This is a genomic window from Legionella navarrensis, from assembly GCF_052527415.1.
In genome coordinates, this window is record NZ_JBNVZR010000019.1 from 13,479 (window position 1) to 31,477 (window position 17,999).

Sequence of the window (17,999 nt, forward strand, 5' to 3'; positions counted from 1 at the left end):
CTTCTCCCTTGAGGGAGAAGGGCTGGGGATGAGGGTAGTGGTGGTCAGCATATGGATGCTATTGAGTGTGATTTGCTACGAACCAAATATTTGGAAAGCTGTGGATATCGAGTTTTGCGAATATGGAGCCATGAGGTTTTTAAAAATATAGAGGGTGTGATAGACGGCATTCTTGATTTACTCAAGAATGTACCACACCCACCACCCTCATCCCCAGCCCTTCTCCCTCAAGGGAGAAGGGAGCAGATCCTGCTAACTGATTAACTTCTGTTCAAATTAAGATGGGACAGCCCTGTGCCAGTGCCCTATCCATATTGACAAGGCTCTAAGTAACGCTTCGGCCGCCGTCCACGTTTAACACCTGCCCGGTTACAAAACGGTTTCCGGCCATGGCCAGAACCGCCTCGGCAATGAACTCCGGGGTACCATGGCGTTTTAAGGGCGTGCTGGCAACAATGCGCTGCTGCAGTTCCTCACTCAGCACATTACCGTGCTCAGGCCAGGCTACGCTGCCGGGTGCCACCGCGTTTACCCTCACCTCTGGAGCAAATTCACGTGCCAGAGAACGGGTCTGCATCAGCAGGGCGGCTTTGGTCTGGCAATACACGGAATAGCCCTTTAAGGGTCGCTCAGCGTGAATATCCGTGATATTCACAATCGCGCCCTGCTGTGCGGCCAGGGCTGCGCGCGCGGCTACGCTCAGGGCGAAGGGCGTCTGCACGTTCACAGTAAACAGAGCCCGCCAGTCCTCCGGTTGAGCCCGGTCACAATCGCTCCGAAAAAATAATGAGGCGTTGTTCACCAGCAAATCCAGTCGGCCTGCCCAGTCGAGCACGTGCGCTACCAACACGGGTGCAATAGCCGGATCGGCCAGATCAGCGGGAAACACGCAGGCGCTGTCATGGCGGATGTTGTTTAAACGGGCGGCCAGAGCGTGCGCGTCTGTTGTTGACAGATGGCAGTGTATCGCCACCCGGAACCCGGCCTGATGGCAGGCTTCAGCGATCGCAGCACCTACCCGGCGCGCCGCTCCAGTCACCAAAACGACACGATTTGCTTGTTTTTTGTCCTGATTCACGGTATTTTCCTCTTTCCTAATCCATACAATATTGATTGATTCATGACCTTGTCTACCCACCTTCAGGCGCGGCTGCATCAGGAAAAGCACATCGCTTTCGTTGATTTTATGCAGATGGCTCTGTATCACCCCGAACAAGGTTATTATAGTGCAGGAGCCGAAAAATTTGGCCCTCAGGGCGATTTTATTACGGCACCGGAATTAACACCATTGTTTGGTCAAACGCTGGCCAACCAGTGCCAGCCAATTCTCGCCAGCCTGACCGCTCCCGTGATACTGGAGTTTGGTGCCGGCTCCGGTCGGCTCTGCGTCGATGTATTACGCCGCCTCGAGCAGCTGGACAGCCTGCCACAGTCTTATCAGATACTGGAGGTCAGCGCCAGCCTGCGTCAGCGCCAGCAGGAACGGGTGCAACAGGACATTCCCCAGCTGGCACATCTGGTGCATTGGCTGGATCGCTGGCCGGAGCATGCTTTTCAGGGTATTATCCTCGCAAATGAGGTGCTCGACGCCATGCCGGTGCACCGCTTTTTAAAAAGCGATGACGGTCTGCTCGAAAGCGTGGTTGGTCTTGATACTCAGGGCCAGCTCCAGGAGTCGTTCCGCCCGGTTCAGGATGAACGGCTTCAGGATTACGTCCAGAGTCGCCTGCCTGAACTGAACAGCCCTTATCTGTCTGAAGTGAACCTGTTTCTCGATGGCTGGATGCAACAGGTGAGCACCATCCTCGCTCAGGGCGCCATGATCCTGATAGATTACGGCTTTCCCCGCCATGAATACTATCATCCTGACCGTAACCAGGGTACGCTGATGTGTCATTATCAGCACCAGGCGCACAGCAATCCGCTGCTTCATCCTGGTGAAGAAGACATCACCGCGCATGTGGATTTCACTCATGTAGCCGAAGCAGCGCACGCGGCCGGGTTTCACGTGGCCGGTTATACCAGCCAGGCCGCTTTTTTACTGGCCAATGGCCTGTTAAACCTGCTGGACGACATCAGCGATAACCGCGAGCGCGTCAAGGCGCAGCAGGCCGTCAAACAGTTGGTACAGCCTTCCGAAATGGGGGAGCTTTTCAAAGTAATAGCCTTGACCAGAGAACTGGACATACCGCTGGTCGGTTTCCAGTGGCACGATAAACGAGCGAGCTTATGATCATCGAAAAATATTTAACCACCGTAGAACTGCAAAAAGAGTCCATGAAATTTTCAGCCGGACACACCACCATTTTCTCCGCCACCGAGCGCGAACCGCTGCATGGCCATATGTATGGCGTGTATCTGGCGCTGACGACCTGGGTGGAAGACAACGGCATGACCTTTGATTACCGCTATTACAAAAAGCGTGTGCATGAACTCTGCCGTCATTTGAACCAGACCTTCCTCATGCCACAGTACTCACCTCACCTGCAGTTTGCTGAAGACGATGAATATTATTACTTCACCTTCAACCACAAAAAAATGCCCTTCCTCAAGGAAGACGTCACGCTCATGCCCTTGACCAATATCACCGTGGAAGAATTATCGCGCTGGTTTATCAACGAGATGATTAAGGACGATGCCGAACTGGTTCGTCATCGCATTGAAAAAATGGTTATCAAGGTCTTTTCCGCACCCGGTCAATCCGCCAGCCATGAATGGCAACGGCGCTGAATGGGTACAAAGGACACTGAAACCGGTATGGATACCTGCCTTAAAATCTGCATTCCTCACACCAGTCGCGACTCGTTTGACTACCTGAGCGGGCCGTTCAGACCCGTGGTCGGCGCTCGCGTTCAGGTTCCTTTTCGTAATAAAACACGTGTTGGGATAATCATAGGTCACGGGCAGACAGAAAAAGCCGGTCTCAACTTAAAAGTGCTGAGCGCCGTCATTGACGATACTCCCGTGATCAGTGCAGACCTCATGCAGCTCGCTCATTGGGTCAGCCGTTATTATCAGTCACCCTTGTCTGAGGTGCTGCCCCTGGTTCTGCCCAAAATGCTGCGCCTGGGCGGCCAGGCCAGCCTGCCGCTGACAAGTTATTATCAGCTGAACAGCCCGCTTGAAGAAGCACGCAGCCGGGTGGGAAAACGCGCCAGCAGACAATTGGCTCTGCTTGACTTTCTTGCCAGTCAAGACGCGGCCATATCCAGAAAGCGCCTGGCTCAGGAAGGCTTTAACAAAGCGCAGCTGGACAGTCTGGACTCACTGGGCCTGTTGACTGTACGTGAGCAGATTGATTTACCCTGTTACCATAATGGTCAGGTCAGCCCTCCGCTGAATTTAAACGAAGAGCAGGCACAGGCTGTAGACGCCGTGCTGAAGCGCATGAACAGCCATCATGGTTTTTTGCTGCAGGGTGTGACCGGCAGTGGCAAAACCGAAGTTTACCTGCAGATCATCGCGGAGGTGCTGGCTACCGGCCGGCAAGTCCTGGTGCTGGTGCCGGAAATTGGTTTGACGCCGCAACTTCTGGCGCGGTTCAGCTCGCGCTTTCTGGAACCTATTGCTGTCATTCACTCTCAGTTAAGCGACGGCGAGCGTGCCATAGCCTGGCAATCGGCCCGTGAGCGACAGGTTAAACTGGTGATTGGCACGCGCTCGGCCATTTTTACACCCATGCCGGATCTGGCACTGATCATTATCGACGAAGAACACGATTCGTCGCTTAAACAAATGGATGGTGTGCGTTATTCCGCCCGCGACACGGCATTGATTCGCGCGCAGCAGGCCAATATTCCTGTTATCCTGGGATCGGCCACCCCCAGCCTTGAAAGCGTGCATAACTGCCAGCAAAACAAATACAGTCTCCTGCGCCTGACACAGAAAGCCACGGTCAGCAGCCCCTTGCGTTACCAGATTGTGGATTTGCGTAATCAGGCCATCAGAGAAGGTCTGGCAGCCCCCAGCCTGAGCCGGATTGATGAGCACGTCAAACGCGGCAATCAGGTGCTGGTATTCATTAACCGCCGTGGCTTTGCGCCCGTGTTGCTCTGTCACCTCTGCGGCTGGATGGTGGATTGCCGCGCCTGTGACAGTCATTTAACCCTGCATCGCCAGACGCGGCGCCTGAACTGCCATCACTGCGGTCTGAGTCAGGCGATTCCGGCTGCCTGCCGCGCCTGTGGCGGCCGGGAACTGCTTCCTGTCGGCACCGGCACGCAGCGCATACACGAATATCTGCAACAGCAGTTTCCCGATGTGACCGTCCTGCGGATTGATCGCGACGAAGTACGCAGAAAGAACGAGCTTAATGAACGACTGGATCAGATCAACCAGGGTCAGGCGCAGATTATTGTCGGCACTCAGATGCTGGCCAAAGGCCACCATTTTCCGCGCCTGACCCTGGTGGTCGTCGTCGACATGGACAGTGGCTTTTACAATCAGGATTTCCGCAGCATCGAGCAGCTGGGGCAACTGCTGGTCCAGGTGGCTGGCCGGGCCGGACGGGCTGAACACCCAGGCGAGGTGCTGATTCAGACGCACTTACCCCAGCACCCTCTGCTCAATACCTTAATCCAGCAGGGTTACGATGCCTTTGCCGACAACCTGCTGGAAACACGACAGCAGGCCGCACTGCCACCCTATCATTATCTGGCGGTGATTCGGGCCGAGGACAAGGATCTGGCGAAAATTACAAATATGCTGCAGCAGACCAAAACCTGGCTGGCCACGTGGCCTGTACACGTACTTGGCCCGGCACCGGCTCCTCTGGCACGCAAAGCCAACCAGCATCGCATGCAGCTGCTGCTCAAATCAGCCTCACGTAAGCAGCTGCACGGGACGTTGACGGCCATGCGTTCCTGGTTAACAATGAACAGACAACACAACGGCATACGCTGGAATATCGACGTTGACCCACAGGATCTGTCATGACTGAAAAATCGTACATACATCAAAAAACCTTCGACATCGCCTGGGGCGATATGGACGCGCTTGGCCATGTTAACAACGCCCGCTACCTCGATTATTTTCAGGAAGCCCGTATTAACTGGCTGGCTAACGTCGGTATCGTCATGACGGAGGAAATCGGCCCTGTTGTTATCCACGTGGCCTGCACCTATTTAAAGCCCGTTGTTTACCCGGCCACGCTGACCATCAAAAGCTGGTGCAGTGCCATTGGCAACAGCAGTTTCAGCATTGAGCACGATCTGTTTCAGGGTGAGCAGATGATGGCGCAGGGCGTCAGCAAGATCGTGTGGGTGAATTATAAAAAAGGACAGTCTGTCCCGTTTCCACAGGGACTGCGGGATGTACTGACCGCCTGAATCCGAACCGCGGCCGTGAGGAGTCAGTTCAAATTAAGATGTGGCATCTTGTATCAGTCTGCGCAATTCCCTACAATGTCCTCGAATATCCGTCTTTAAAATCTAAAAGGAGTTTGCTGTGAAAAAAGCATTGTTGCTGTCTCTGGGATTAGGTTTGTCGGTCAGCGCTCAGGCCGAAGAGTTTTATTGCGGTTATCGAGACTATTTTCATCTCAGTAACAACACCCCCGCCTCTATTTTTGTTATCAATGCCTACAGTAACGCAGATATGTATGTCCAGGTTGTTGGGCCACGGGGCTTCGAACTGCGCGATACACCTCGCTGCGTAAGCGGTTACGCCCAGGTTACCGTCGCCGTTGACGCGGCGCACTACTGTGTTCTGGAAATCAAGGACGGTCCCTACATGTCAAGTCCTACAGTCAGTGCCTCCTGTAATCAACTGACCTACAAAGGCATACGCTACGATGGGTTTAACACGTATTCCTATTCCCTGAGTTTTGATTATTAATCCTGTCCCATTTTGACCTCGATCTTTAACCCTCAGGCCAGGGATCAGATAACACAGCCGTTAATTTGCAAAAAAGAAAAAACTCCCTGATAGTAATATAACAGATTACTGTCAGGAAACCTCCATGTGGTTCCCAGCCATTTTAGTTCACATGTCTCAACGCTACCTGCCTGAACGCGATCAAATGCAGGCTTATTGTTTCATCGTGGAACTGTATCGCTGTTTTTCCAGCAGTTTCTACCCAACCGAGCCCGTCCCTGTCGAACTCAGACTGGGCGTTCTGGATAATATGTACTCCTGGTTAAAAATGACGAACAAGGAAGATATCGATCTTCAAAGCTTTGCCCAGACCCTGTTTGGGCTTCTTATTTTTTACACGAAATACGTAAACGATGATGAGATCTGGTGCTCTGACTTTATCGATCTTACAAAAAATGCAACGGTGTATAAAACGCTGGCTATTCAACGTGAGCACTTGCGCCGGTATTTTCACATTCTGGAAAAAATTGACCGACTGGGAATAAAAACAGACATTTTAACAGACACCCAGATTGCTGAGCTGATAAAACGCTCCCTGGTCTTGATATTCAGAAGAATGGAACGTGATGTCATGAATTTTTGCAGGCATTCAGCCAGTCTTGATTACGATAACCTGATCCATCTCATAAAGCGGCCCTGGAACAGGAGTGTCAGGCAGGCGTTTTCCGATGAGTGCATGAATCTTGTTTTTACATGCCCAGGCATGGGAAATCTGGTTGATTCCGTATCGCCGATTGTGCGTGTTGGCTATAACAGTATGACGGTGCCTCTTCGCATCTGGCGCCAGGTTACGGAGCGTAGTTTAAGCCAGAATGAGGAGCGTTATTTAACAAAGATCTTCTCCTTACAGGAACAGCTGCACAACCTGCGGATGAAGCTGAAAAACAGTGTCGGTCTATTCGCTGATTTCTGCAGTCTGCGGGGGCTGGAAAAAGAACTGTTGCCAGCCTGTATTGCCTATTTTTCAGGCCAGACGGAACATCGGGTGTTTCTGCGGAGCACTGTCCAGGCCGTTAGAAAGGCAGCCTCCGGCCTGCATAATCAATCATGGCTGAGCGATTGGAATGATTTGATTCTGGACTGCGCGAAACTGAATCCCTTGTGCAGTCATACAGTCAAATCTCAGTACGCATGCAGCGATCTGTTTTTTTCCCCGACAAAGACGTCTAAACCTGTACGGGCAGCAGACCACAGCGAGTCACATGCGTTCCTGGAGCAGAGCTTTTAAGCGCCAGCTTACTCAGCCAGCGCCCCATCCTTGCGTGACAGCCCCAGTTTTTCCTTTAACCGGGCAACGGCATCGGGATCAAACTGGCGGGCTGTTTTATGTTTCACGACCACAGATGCCACCGATTTTGGCTGTGGAGCAAACGGGTTATGTGCGCTGAATACGGGTGGGCGTTCGAAATGATGCGGGCTGGTATCCGACTGCTCGGGCATAGCCGCCGCTTTGGGCCGCACGCCATAATGTTCAGGTACTTTTCCTGCCATGGCCTTGCGCGCATTGCGGGCACTTTTTTCAACCCGTTTTCTAATCTTGGCTGCTGCGTTTTCTGCTTCCACTTCTGTCACTTCCGTCACAGGATTACCTTCCAGATCCACGCGCATTTCACGCGCCTTCAGGCAGGCCAGATAATCAATACGACGGGTAAACAGCACCACCGCTTCGCGTAGTTTGCTGCGGGATATGCCGGCAGCTTCCGCTTCGTCGGAAAAGGCAAGAATGTCGTCCATAATGCCAGCCTTCAGGGGCTGAATTCTCAGACTGTTATCGAATACGCTGGGAAAGCGGGCAGCAAGCCATTGCAAGGCGTCGCCGCGAGCCTTTCTGGATTTGTTTTTTTGTGATTTGTTAAGCACAGCCGTGCGTGGATGAAGTTCTTGCCGTCTCATGCGGGTACCTTGTTTTATAATCGAATGATTACCGTAAAATAATCCTCAGGCGGCTTAAGCCTGAAGAACGCGGTTGGGTATTGATCGTGCCCGATCATTGGACATTTTACAAAAATACGTTCAGATTAACAAGCGTTTTTGCTGGCTGATTGAGCACTTGGGACAAGCAGTTCAACATCAGGGTAAAATGGGTATATACTTATGATTGCAAATGTTATCAGGCTAAGGATATTTTTTCATGATTATTCGAATGTTCTGGGCAGGTCTCAGTCTGGCATTTCCCTGGCTGGTTTTGTTAATCCATGACAACCCGGGTGGTGCTCTGATCGCTCTGTTTATGCAGGTCACAATTATTGGCTGGATCCCTGCCAGCGCCTGGGCCATGCGTACCGCCAGTGAAGCACGTGAAGAACGCAGGGAAAGATCAAAAAGACAAAAAAAACGCACACAGGAAGTGGATAACGATGAGGAAGCCGAATGACACTCCGGGTTATTGTTAATGGCGCATTGGGTAAAATGGGCGCACTTGCCTGCCAGACTCTGCAACAGCACCCTGATTTTGAACTGGTGGCCCAGCTGTCGCGCAAGGACGACCTGCGTGCCGCCATCGACGAAACCGCCGCCAGCATCGTTGTTGATCTGACCCGTGCCGACAGTGCATGGGACAATACCCTGACCATTATCGAAGCGGGTGCACACCCGGTTATCGGCACATCAGGCCTGCTGCCGGAGCAGATAGCCCATCTCAGAACACGGTGTGAAGCGAAAAGGCTGGGCGGTATCATCGCGCCGAATTTTTCCATTGGCGCGGTATTGATGATGCGTTTTGCTGCGATGGCAGCACGCTATTTGCCTGATGTCGAAATCATCGAGGCTCATCATCAGCAGAAGTATGACGCACCATCCGGGACCGCCATGAAAACGGCTGAGTTGATAGCCGACGCACGACGTGTACAGCAGGAACATCATCAAGGGCATGAATTAATACCAGGCGCCCGTGGTGCCGCGCATCACGGCGTGCCGGTTCACTCCCTGCGCCTGCCAGGCGTGGTGGCCAGGCAGGACGTGATTTTTGGCAGCGTGGGCGAAACCCTGACCCTGAGCCATAACAGCATCGATCGCCTGTCGTTCATGCCGGGTATAGTCCTGTGCTGTCAGAAAGTATCCGGTTTGCAGACGCTTTATTATGGCATGGACAACCTGCTCGACTAGTACTGTTTCCATTTAGTTTTAACATGTAAGTGCCGTAGGTTGGGCCTTGGCCCAACAATGGATCTGGCATCCAGGCTAATTGTTGGGCCAAGGCCCAACCTACGGCTTTATGTACATTGTTAAATCATTCCTTGCGGCTGTGTCGGGAGCATCTGTCGTACTGAACAGGCCCAGAGAGGATAAGGCCGTGCTGGAAGGCAGTTCATGGGGCGGCGTAGCCCTCGCGTAACGCGCTGACAGCCAGGCGGCTGCCTGTGGATGTGCGCTGCTGTTGATCATGGCGTCGATAATGCCCTGCTCAACAAGCGACAGACGAGTGATCAGAGGCTCAAGGCGGTCGCGTCTGTCTGTGTCATGCCATCGCGTCAGCAGGGAAGGCCATTCACTCCGTGCGGATTCAAACAACACAGGATTCGCATCCCTCAGTTCGTCAAAATCGGGGTGATCTATCAGAGCCTGGATAAACTCATCGACTTCATTTTTGATGGCCCAGGGCAGCAGGTACTCTCCTGTTATGGAGCGGGCCAAAGACAAAAAGGCCGGATCGCGGGCATCGGCATCCGTACTCCATTCCAGCAGAGCCAGCGCGTCATCCTGATCCGCAACGCAATAGACCGGATCCAGTTCGGCCGGCGTATCCGCCAGCGAATGCCGGCTCGTGTCCAGTCGTGCCAGTAAAAACTGATGTTCACTGCGGGTTAACATCCCGGCGTTTTCCAATGCGTCCAGAGAGCTCACGAGCGAATCACGGTCCAGATCATATTCCTCCTGTATGTCTGCGGCAGCCAATAAAACCGGATAAGCGGATTTTTTTAAATCCTCGCAGTCGACCAATACCTTATAAGCGTGGCGAGTTACCCTGACACCGGAATTCTTACTCAGATGATGCATGGTTTTTTCAACCAGATCGCTTAACTCCTGCCTTTTACCATTATGAGGGGTGAACGCAAGCATCACTCGCTTTCTCGGAAAGTGTATATTCAACAGGGCGCGAACCGGGCGATCGTAGCTGATGTATCCGTCCAGAATCAGACGGCGCTCCACAAAGGCTCGCAGTGTACGCGCAGCATCCCGGCGAACAGCGACACCGGGCAAGGCAAACAGGAGTGGCATGGACAAATGTGGAGCCGGCATTTTGAACAAGGGAGACAGCATGGAGCGTCCTTCGTCTATCTGATCCATGAAATCGTTCAGCCCGCTGAGGCTGCTTACGTTGGCGCGTTTAAGCGCGCTGTACATGTTGACGCAAATGAGATCAATAATAGCCGTTCGATTAAATTTTTCATTAAAACGCTGAAACAGCCACGCACTGGTTATTTCTGGATGTATCTTAAGATCGGAGTAACTGACGAGCTCATCCTGCAGCTGGCCAAGCACATTCGACTCCGCTGTCAGGTTAAATCCAAATTGATTGGCCCAGGGACGCATCATGGCTGACAGATGTATCGTTTTTTGCGACGGAACGGCTTTTGTCAGCGCATGCTCCATCATCAAGGTACTGAAAACCAGTTCTCTGAAGCCAGCCAGCAAGTCGGGAATGTCCGCTGACATTTCCCCCTTGATGGCAAGATAGACCTCTACAATGGAAATCAGGGTACCCGGACCACAGCGCCCCAATTGCTGGCATAGATAAGCGAATCTGTCGGCATGGTTTCTGCTGCTATCAAGAGAAAAAATATAACACAGGGTGGCCAGCAGGTGTTTCGACTGATCGAAAAGTTCAGGGGGTTGTACAAAGTCGTGTTTCTGGATTCGAGCCAGGAATGTATCCATATTTCGGACAGCCAGGGTCGTGATCTCGGTACTGGCCTCAGCATGATAATACGGAAGCAGGACGTCCTTCATAAATTGAAGCAGCCTTTTTATCTGCTCAAAATACGCCTGCCTGCTTTCGGAATAGGTAATCGATCGGTCTGGAGCGTAAATTGTCTGCTCAAAGCGGGCAACCCGTATGGCTTCACTCTGTAAAGCGTAGTCGCTGCCAGTGGCCTGAATCAGGTCCTGAATACCTGCTGAATCGAGCAGCTGTATGTCACCCTGTTGTCGAAGTCTGGCCACATGCTGCTGAAACACGTCTGGCGTGTTAATGTCTATTTGCTCCAGGCTGCCCATACTGGTTAAGTATTCAAGGGAAATCATATCACCGATTTCATTCAATCTGATAAAAAAGCTGTCTTTAGCGAGTTTTTTCGGAAGATGGCAGCCCACAAAAAAATTGGCATGATCAAACACAGCATCCCCGTATGCCGGCTCCAGCACAGATAATGGCACGCCTCCTGGCGCTCTGGAAGATGAGGCCATCGATTTTTGAACATCAGGCATAAGACTATTTGACCATATTAAAATCAGAATGGGCGCATTATACAATAAACAAGAGGGTGTTTTAAGTAAATTTAGATCACAATGAATTATTTTTGACTTGCCTTTCTCTTCCCTGCCATCTAACCTTAAACAGGAAGAGTGTTTATATTAATCAAGGAGAGCCCCATGTCTCATCATAAAAACGATCCCAGAGGCAGTAACGAATCGCAGGACGCACGCCGTCATGAGCAAAATAAGGTGGAGCATCCCGGTAAAAAAGAAGTGAAACATCAGGACAAACATTCGCATGAGAATAAAAAACATCGTTAAGCCAATCAGATCAGGTATGGCTTAACTGTTTTTCCTCAGGTCTGGCGTTTTTACGCGCATAAAAAAAGCCCTGCCAGTACAAACCGGCAGGGCTTTTTCAAGGTTTTTGTCAGCCTGCTTACTTGGCAGCTGCAGCTTTCCTTTCTTTTTCTTTGGCAATCACTGCTTCCGCCACACTGTTTGGGCAGGGAGCGTAGTGAGAGAATTCCATTGAAAATTGACCACGACCGGACGTAAGGGTACGCAGGGTGCTGATGTAGCCAAACATTTCGGAAAGAGGAACGTCTGCTTTAACACGTACGCCTGTTGCACTCGGCTCCTGACCGGAGATCATGCCACGACGACGGTTCAAGTCACCAATCACATCACCAACGTTCTCTTCAGTACTGTAAACGTCAACCTTCATGATGGGCTCAAGCAGTTGTGGAGCCGCTTTGGGGATGGACTGACGGAACGCGCCTTTTGCAGCAATTTCAAACGCAATGGCCGAGGAGTCAACCGGGTGGAATCCACCGTCGATGATGTTAACGGCAACGTCCAGCACAGGGAAGCCAGCCAGAGTACCCGTATTCATCATGGAGCGGAAACCTTTCTCAATTGCCGGGAAGAATTCTTTCGGCACGCTGCCACCCACGCAGGAGGTGAGGAAAGTAAACCCTGAGTTTGGCTCTCCTGGTGAAATCGTATAATCGATCTTACCGTATTGACCCGAACCACCGGATTGTTTCTTATGCGTATAGCTGTCTTCAATCGATTTCGTGATGGTTTCACGGTACGCGACCTGTGGCTGACCTACCAGCAACTCAACATCGTAGGTACGCTTCAGAATATCAACTTTAATATCCAGATGCAGTTCACCCATACCACGCAGAATGGTTTCACCGGAATCAGCGTCTGTTTCTACGCGGAATGTTGGATCTTCGGCAACCATTTTACCAATGGCAATCGCCATTTTTTCGGTCGAGCTTTTGTCTTTTGGTGAAACGGCAATCGAGATAACCGGCTCAGGGAAAACCATCGCTTCCAGAGTGCACTCGTGCTTAGGATCGCAGAGTGTATGACCGGTTCGGACGTTTTTCATACCAACGATAGCCAGAATGTCGCCTGCTTCAGCGCTCTGTAATTCGATACGCTCGTCTGCCTGCATCTCAACCATACGGCCGACACGTTCTGTTTTACCGGTAAATGAGTTAAGAATGGTGTCACCCTTATTCAGCTTACCGGAATAGATACGTATGAACGTAAGAGCGCCATAACGGTCATCCATAATCTTGAATGCCAGCGCGCGGAATGGCTCGTCAGGAGACACAATGGCAAACTCACCGTTTGGCTCACCTTCGGCATTGGTCAATGGCTGTGGATTCACTTCATGAGGAGCGGGCAGATAGTCAACAACCGCATCCAGCAGCAACTGCATCCCTTTATTCTTAAAGGCAGAACCACAATAGGTCGGGAAGAAGGCCAGCTCGAGCGTACCCTTACGAATACAGCGCTTAACGTCTTCAATGGAAGGCTCTTCGCCATCCAGGTAAGCCATCAGCAGGTCGTCATCCATTTCAAGCGCCATTTCAATCAGCTGCTTGCGGTAGGCTTCCACGTCATCCTTCATGTCGGCAGGAACATCGGTGATGCTGTAGTTTTCAGGCTGTCCTGTCTCATCCCAGACGTAGGCCTGACGGGTCAGCAGATCGACAACGCCAACAAAGTTTTCTTCAATACCAATTGGCAGAGTCATAATCAGTGGCGTAGCGCCCAGAACTTTCTTGATCTGCTCAGTTACTTTCAGGAAGTTGGCACCGATACGGTCAAGTTTGTTGACAAATATCAAACGGGATACTTTTGAATTATTCGCATAACGCCAGTTGGTTTCTGACTGGGGCTCTACACCGCCTGAGCCGCAGAATACGCCAATACCGCCATCGAGAACTTTCAGTGAACGATATACTTCGACAGTGAAGTCCACGTGCCCTGGGGTATCGATAACGTTGAAACGGGTTCCTTTCCAGTAACAGCTGACTGCTGCAGACTGAATGGTAATACCACGCTCGGCTTCCTGTACCATGAAATCGGTTGTTGATTCACCTTCGTGAACCTCACCAATTTTGTGAATTTTACCGGTCAGCTTAAGGATCCGCTCGGTAGTGGTGGTTTTTCCGGCGTCCACGTGGGCGAAGATACCGATGTTTCTGTAAAGGTTTAAATCAACAGACATAGCACTCTCAATATACATGAATTAAAATACAGTCGCATAATATACAGCATATTATTCCGATTTGCAGCAGATCCAGGCATCAAGCTGATAAAATCCGTCAAATTCCCCTGCCGCGTGAGAGTTTTAAAGGGTTGCATGCGGAAAACAAGTGCTTGATACCTGTGTTTTTATATCAGAAAGAGCGTGCATAAACCAAGAAAAGTCCCCATGCTGACGACATCGGTAATGGTTGTTAGAAAAATGCTCGAAGCGGTCGCCGGATCGGCCCCCAGACGCTTGAGAATAAGTGGAATGGACGTACCCGCGATACCTGAAAGCATGCAGCTCAAGGACATCGCACAGGTTGTGATGACAGCCAGGCCCAAAGGGCTGGCAACGGAGTTTTTACTCGCTGCAATGTACATGGCAACGCCTGCCAGAGCCCCGGTCAACAAGCCATTTATCAGACCAAGTATGGCTTCCTTTCTTATCAGGTTAATAATTGGAATGTATTTCAATTCGCCCAGTGTCATGCCGCGCAATAATACCGACATTGCCTGACAACCCAGATTTCCGCTTTGTCCGCCCAGTACCGGCAGGAACATGGCGAGCACGATGATTTTTCCAATGGTCTCTTCAAAGACAGCGACAACCGCTGCTGCAACAAAGGCGGTGAGCAGATTGACCTGTAACCACGGATGACGGAATTTGAAGCTGCGCATCAGAGGTGAGCTGAGGCGCTCCTCTCTCTCTACACCAACCATCGATCCGGCCTGTGCCGAAATTTCGAAAGCCTGTTGTTCGAACAGCACCTGACCTCGAACCTGTCCAACCAGAGTGCCGTCTGCTTCGCAGACCGGATAGACGGGATAGTGACGGGTAACGACTTCTTTCATGGCTTCAACCAATGGTGTGGCCGGTTGTAAGGCGAATGCGTCTCGACTCATCACCTCATCAAGTTTCTGATTTTTTTCAGCGTATAACAGCTCACGGAATGCAAGAACGCCCAGCAGATGATTTTCCTCATCAACAACGAATAAATAGGTAACGATGCGTTGCTTGACGACATCACGCAGAGACTCTATGGCCGACTCAATGGTGGTTCCACTGCGAAAAACAGCGGGGGGAACCTCCAGCAGACGACCAACGCTCCCTTCGGGGTAACGCAGTGCATCCATCCAGTCGGCACCCTCAGGCGCTTTAGAGATGACCCTTTCGCGAGCCTCATCAGTCATCGCGGCGAGAATACTGTTGGCCCGGGCTGGCGGCATAAAGGCAAGCAGGCGGGCTGCCTCGGCAGGACTGTGCAAATCGAGGCTCTCAATTGCAGTCCTTGTGTCCATGGAGGCAATTTTTTCGGCTAGAGACCTGGCTTCATTCGTCACGGAAACCTCGAAAGATCAGATATCGGTAAGTATAGCTAAAAATCAGAGTGCGTGAGTACTACTGCCTTGTCAACATTAAATACAGGGGATTGAGGCTCGGATAAGCCGGATTTGTCATTAAATCTGTCGCAGATTTGCCTGCCAGTGGATTGGTTGAAAAGGAACTGGAGCCATTTCGGATAACTAAACCCGTATTAGCACCTGCTTCTACCAGCGCGTCAGCCATATCCTGCCGGTTCTGAGTTAATGCCAAATGCAAGGCTGTCATCTTCATTCCGTCGTGTGTGATGTATTGGTTCAACACGTCTGGCCTGCGGTTTATTTTATCCAGGGCCAGGTTAAATAACGCATCGTCCCCCAAAGAAATGCCTGCGTGCAGTAATCGGGACAGCATTTTTTTTTGTGCCTTATTGTTTAAATCAAACGAAAATCCTTCCAGGAACAGCCGGGTTATTCCAGTCATGGCCTCTCTGTCTTCAGAGGATACGTTTTTTCTACTGATCTGACCCGCTAAAATATCCATGACCGTCAGGCCCTTGTTATTCTTTTTTTCAAAATCGATCGCACTGTGTCTGAGTAAGTAACGACAGCAGACTGGATTCAGCATATACAATGCGTAGTGACAGGCTGTGTTGCCCTGGCTGTCTTCCTTATTAATATCGGCATGGTTATTTAATAACAGCTCTATCAGCGGTAAATCATTTGCAAGCAAAGCGCTCTGAATAAAGCTGTCACTGCTTATCAGCTGCTTGTCGAGCATCCAGCTTACGACATCGAGACAGTGATTCTGCATCGCGCCTGCGGCAACTTTCATCATGTTTACTTTAAGTTTTGGATGGGTCAGCACATCATAAATACCTTCATATTGACCGATAGAGAACGCTTTACCAAAGTAATCGGCATCCACCTCCAAAGGATCAGGTGATTTATTCAGGATAATTAAAGCGGCTTCCATAAAGCCATTTGTCACAGCAATATCCAATGGCGTTCTGTCATAAAAATCCTTGGCATTAATCGACGTATAACCGTCATCAACCAGTCTGACAATCGACGCAAAATCGCGTGTTATCACAGCAACATGCAAGTGTGTAAACTGATTGGGCGAGGCTTGCTGAAAGCATTGAGCCTCTTTTTTTGAACGAGGCAGATCTTTTTCATCAAAGACCCGAAAATCACGCAGATTATTTAGCGCTTTATCGCTGTTAAAATGATAGACATGAGGAATAAACGAATTAGTACTTTCGTAATTATAATAAATGGACATACATGTTGGATATTTCTCCTTATAGAACTCATAGTCTTTGTGGCCGTTTTTAACAAGAATCTGATCATTTAAAGCCTGATAATCTGCGATTTCGGCCACTTTATACTGATCATTACAATCGTAAAACAGGATATTGCCATTGTTTAGTTTTCTAAAAGTAGTGCTGTGATTTGTTTTTGAAACATCAACGTATAAGCCTTCCGGCAGGCGGCTTAAATAATTTAAAAACTCCAGCATCCGATCTTTCGTTACAAATTTTTTTTCTTTCGCTTCGCCTTTAATCACATTAAGTTCAATCCACGATTCCACTATGAATTTAATATCATGTTTATCAAAATTATAAAACTGACTTCCCTCTTCAAATAAATCAAGTTCAGTGGCAAAGAATTCCGTTTCGTTGCCATCCAAATCACACGCCTTTATATGGAGCTTATCTTCCTTAGAATGACAAACAAATGCAGGAACAAAACGCGCCTTTGACCTGGCAATACTTTTAATTGGATCCCAGACAGATGGCTTGCTTAAATAATGAATATCACACATGCTGTATCGTTCATAGTTATGATTATAGGTCGTTGTTTGTACTGTATTTTTATCCTGATTATATGGCTTGATAATTTCATATTGAAAATGTCTTGCATATTGATTCATTGTTGGAATAAATGTTTGTATTTCATTTGAGGCAAAGGTCAGAAACAGATCGTTGGTCCATTGTTCGAACAGTTGATCATAGGTTTTATAGTATTTTGACTGCGGTAAAAAATCAGGAATGACCTTCTTTAGTGACTCTTTAGACTCATCCCATAAATTCATTAGAAACAAGGTTGAGAAAAAATAATCCTCTCCATTTGTTTCAACATAGTAGTTATGCAGAAAAGAATAGCCGTTACAAAGACCTCCATCATTAAAAAAACTGGCATCTCTGTTTTTCATTTGTAACCGTCGGTAAATTTTTTTATTGATATTAAACTGGCCGATACTTAAGTAATCTGGGAAATAAATGCCACAGCCACTGACGTTTAAGAGCTGTTTTTTTATAAATTTTACATCCTCAGGTTCTGCCAGCCCTGCCAGTATGTCAAACGCGGTATTGCCATTCTGATCCCGCTGCGAAAGCAGCTCGCGGTTAAAGTCTGGGTGATTTAAAACAGCCAGCAGGATTTTTAGATCAGCACTCACGGCCAAATGCAGGATATTCTTTCCATCGGGAGTGGTGCTGGATAAATCGAGTTGACCGGCACGTATTTTTTTAACTAACCGCTTCGCGCCGGTTGACGATGCCGTCACTGTTTCATCAAGGACAGACTCAGTGGAGCGGGTTAACCTAAGTAACTCTGTCAGCAGTTCATCGGTATTTGCGGCCACATTTCACCTCTCAGTCATAGCCATCATGTCAGAACGGTCGCTATTCAAATTCAAAGCATCATGTACATATTATAACCCCTGTTTTTTCATGTTTCCAACCAGAGCGCCTTTGCACAGCTTCCTGTTCAATATCAGCCTCTATGAAAAAAACCGATAATATGGAATAATTATTGCCCATCCTTAA

Annotated in this window: 15 protein-coding genes and 1 pseudogene; 10 read left to right on the forward strand and 6 right to left on the reverse strand. The window is 49.7% G+C overall.

Features of this window, described 5'->3' with window-relative positions:
- Positions 1-48 precede the first annotated feature (48 nt).
- Positions 49-264, forward strand: a pseudogene (locus tag ACQUTA_RS10920) (DUF559 domain-containing protein); the annotation flags it as partial.
- A gap of 61 nt (positions 265-325) precedes the next feature.
- Here the strand turns inward: ACQUTA_RS10920 and ACQUTA_RS10925 are convergent.
- A complete protein-coding gene (locus ACQUTA_RS10925) occupies positions 326-1,078 on the reverse strand; it encodes a pteridine reductase (protein WP_444988283.1) in 753 nt (250 codons plus the stop codon).
- A 42-nt stretch (positions 1,079-1,120) separates the two neighbouring features.
- On the opposite strand from ACQUTA_RS10925, the gene ACQUTA_RS10930 reads away from it, so the two are divergent.
- The 6 genes from ACQUTA_RS10930 (at position 1,121) to ACQUTA_RS10955 (ending at position 7,102) form a co-directional block, all read left to right on the forward strand.
- Positions 1,121-2,233, forward strand: coding sequence for a class I SAM-dependent methyltransferase (locus ACQUTA_RS10930; RefSeq protein ID WP_444988284.1), 1,113 nt, complete (start codon positions 1,121-1,123; stop codon positions 2,231-2,233).
- Positions 2,234-2,235: 2 nt separating this feature from the next.
- Complete coding sequence (locus tag ACQUTA_RS10935) at positions 2,236-2,730, forward strand: 6-pyruvoyl trahydropterin synthase family protein (protein ID WP_444988305.1); 495 nt, start codon at positions 2,236-2,238, stop codon at positions 2,728-2,730.
- Between the two features lie 27 nt (positions 2,731-2,757).
- Positions 2,758-4,935, forward strand: coding sequence for a primosomal protein N' (locus ACQUTA_RS10940; protein WP_444988306.1), 2,178 nt, complete (start codon positions 2,758-2,760; stop codon positions 4,933-4,935).
- The gene (locus tag ACQUTA_RS10945; protein WP_444988285.1) at positions 4,932-5,327 is read left to right on the forward strand and encodes an acyl-CoA thioesterase; all 396 of its coding nucleotides are present in this window, start codon (positions 4,932-4,934) and stop codon (positions 5,325-5,327) included. The genes ACQUTA_RS10940 and ACQUTA_RS10945 overlap by 4 nt, the downstream gene beginning before the upstream one ends.
- A 118-nt stretch (positions 5,328-5,445) precedes the next feature.
- A complete protein-coding gene (locus ACQUTA_RS10950) occupies positions 5,446-5,835 on the forward strand; it encodes a hypothetical protein (protein ID WP_444988286.1) in 390 nt (129 codons plus the stop codon).
- A 124-nt stretch (positions 5,836-5,959) separates the two neighbouring features.
- On the forward strand, positions 5,960-7,102 hold the full coding sequence (locus tag ACQUTA_RS10955; RefSeq protein WP_444988287.1) for a hypothetical protein: 1,143 nt from the start codon (positions 5,960-5,962) through the stop codon (positions 7,100-7,102).
- Positions 7,103-7,110: 8 nt separating this feature from the next.
- On the opposite strand, the gene ACQUTA_RS10960 is transcribed toward ACQUTA_RS10955, so the two are convergent.
- Positions 7,111-7,767, reverse strand: a complete 657-nt coding sequence (locus ACQUTA_RS10960; protein ID WP_444988288.1) for a ProQ/FinO family protein — start codon at positions 7,765-7,767, stop codon at positions 7,111-7,113.
- 238 nt (positions 7,768-8,005) lie between these two features.
- On the opposite strand from ACQUTA_RS10960, the gene ACQUTA_RS10965 reads away from it, so the two are divergent.
- Together ACQUTA_RS10965 and dapB are read left to right on the forward strand one after the other, a co-directional pair.
- A complete protein-coding gene (locus tag ACQUTA_RS10965; protein WP_444988289.1) occupies positions 8,006-8,248 on the forward strand; it encodes a hypothetical protein in 243 nt (80 codons plus the stop codon).
- Positions 8,245-8,979: a 4-hydroxy-tetrahydrodipicolinate reductase gene (gene dapB, locus ACQUTA_RS10970; RefSeq protein ID WP_444988290.1), complete on the forward strand. Its 735-nt coding sequence runs from the start codon at positions 8,245-8,247 to the stop codon at positions 8,977-8,979. Before ACQUTA_RS10965 ends, dapB begins: the two co-directional genes overlap by 4 nt.
- Positions 8,980-9,078: 99 nt before the next feature.
- Here dapB and ACQUTA_RS10975 read toward each other — a convergent pair whose 3' ends face one another.
- Positions 9,079-11,301 carry a hypothetical protein gene (locus ACQUTA_RS10975; protein WP_444988291.1) on the reverse strand — a complete coding sequence of 741 codons (2,223 nt, stop codon included), beginning with the start codon at positions 11,299-11,301 and terminating at the stop codon, positions 9,079-9,081.
- Between the two features lie 165 nt (positions 11,302-11,466).
- Between ACQUTA_RS10975 and ACQUTA_RS10980 the strand changes: the two genes are divergently transcribed.
- The gene (locus ACQUTA_RS10980; RefSeq protein WP_444988292.1) at positions 11,467-11,610 is read left to right on the forward strand and encodes a hypothetical protein; all 144 of its coding nucleotides are present in this window, start codon (positions 11,467-11,469) and stop codon (positions 11,608-11,610) included.
- Positions 11,611-11,728: 118 nt separating this feature from the next.
- Here ACQUTA_RS10980 and fusA read toward each other — a convergent pair whose 3' ends face one another.
- The 3 genes from fusA to ACQUTA_RS10995 all read right to left on the reverse strand — a co-directional run bounded on the left by fusA (position 11,729) and on the right by ACQUTA_RS10995 (position 17,815).
- Positions 11,729-13,822: an elongation factor G gene (fusA, locus tag ACQUTA_RS10985; RefSeq protein WP_444988293.1), complete on the reverse strand. Its 2,094-nt coding sequence runs from the start codon at positions 13,820-13,822 to the stop codon at positions 11,729-11,731.
- A gap of 167 nt (positions 13,823-13,989) precedes the next feature.
- Positions 13,990-15,186, reverse strand: coding sequence for a magnesium transporter (locus ACQUTA_RS10990; protein WP_444988294.1), 1,197 nt, complete (start codon positions 15,184-15,186; stop codon positions 13,990-13,992).
- 58 nt (positions 15,187-15,244) lie between these two features.
- On the reverse strand, positions 15,245-17,815 hold the full coding sequence (locus ACQUTA_RS10995; RefSeq protein WP_444988295.1) for an ankyrin repeat domain-containing protein: 2,571 nt from the start codon (positions 17,813-17,815) through the stop codon (positions 15,245-15,247).
- Positions 17,816-17,999 lie beyond the last annotated feature (184 nt).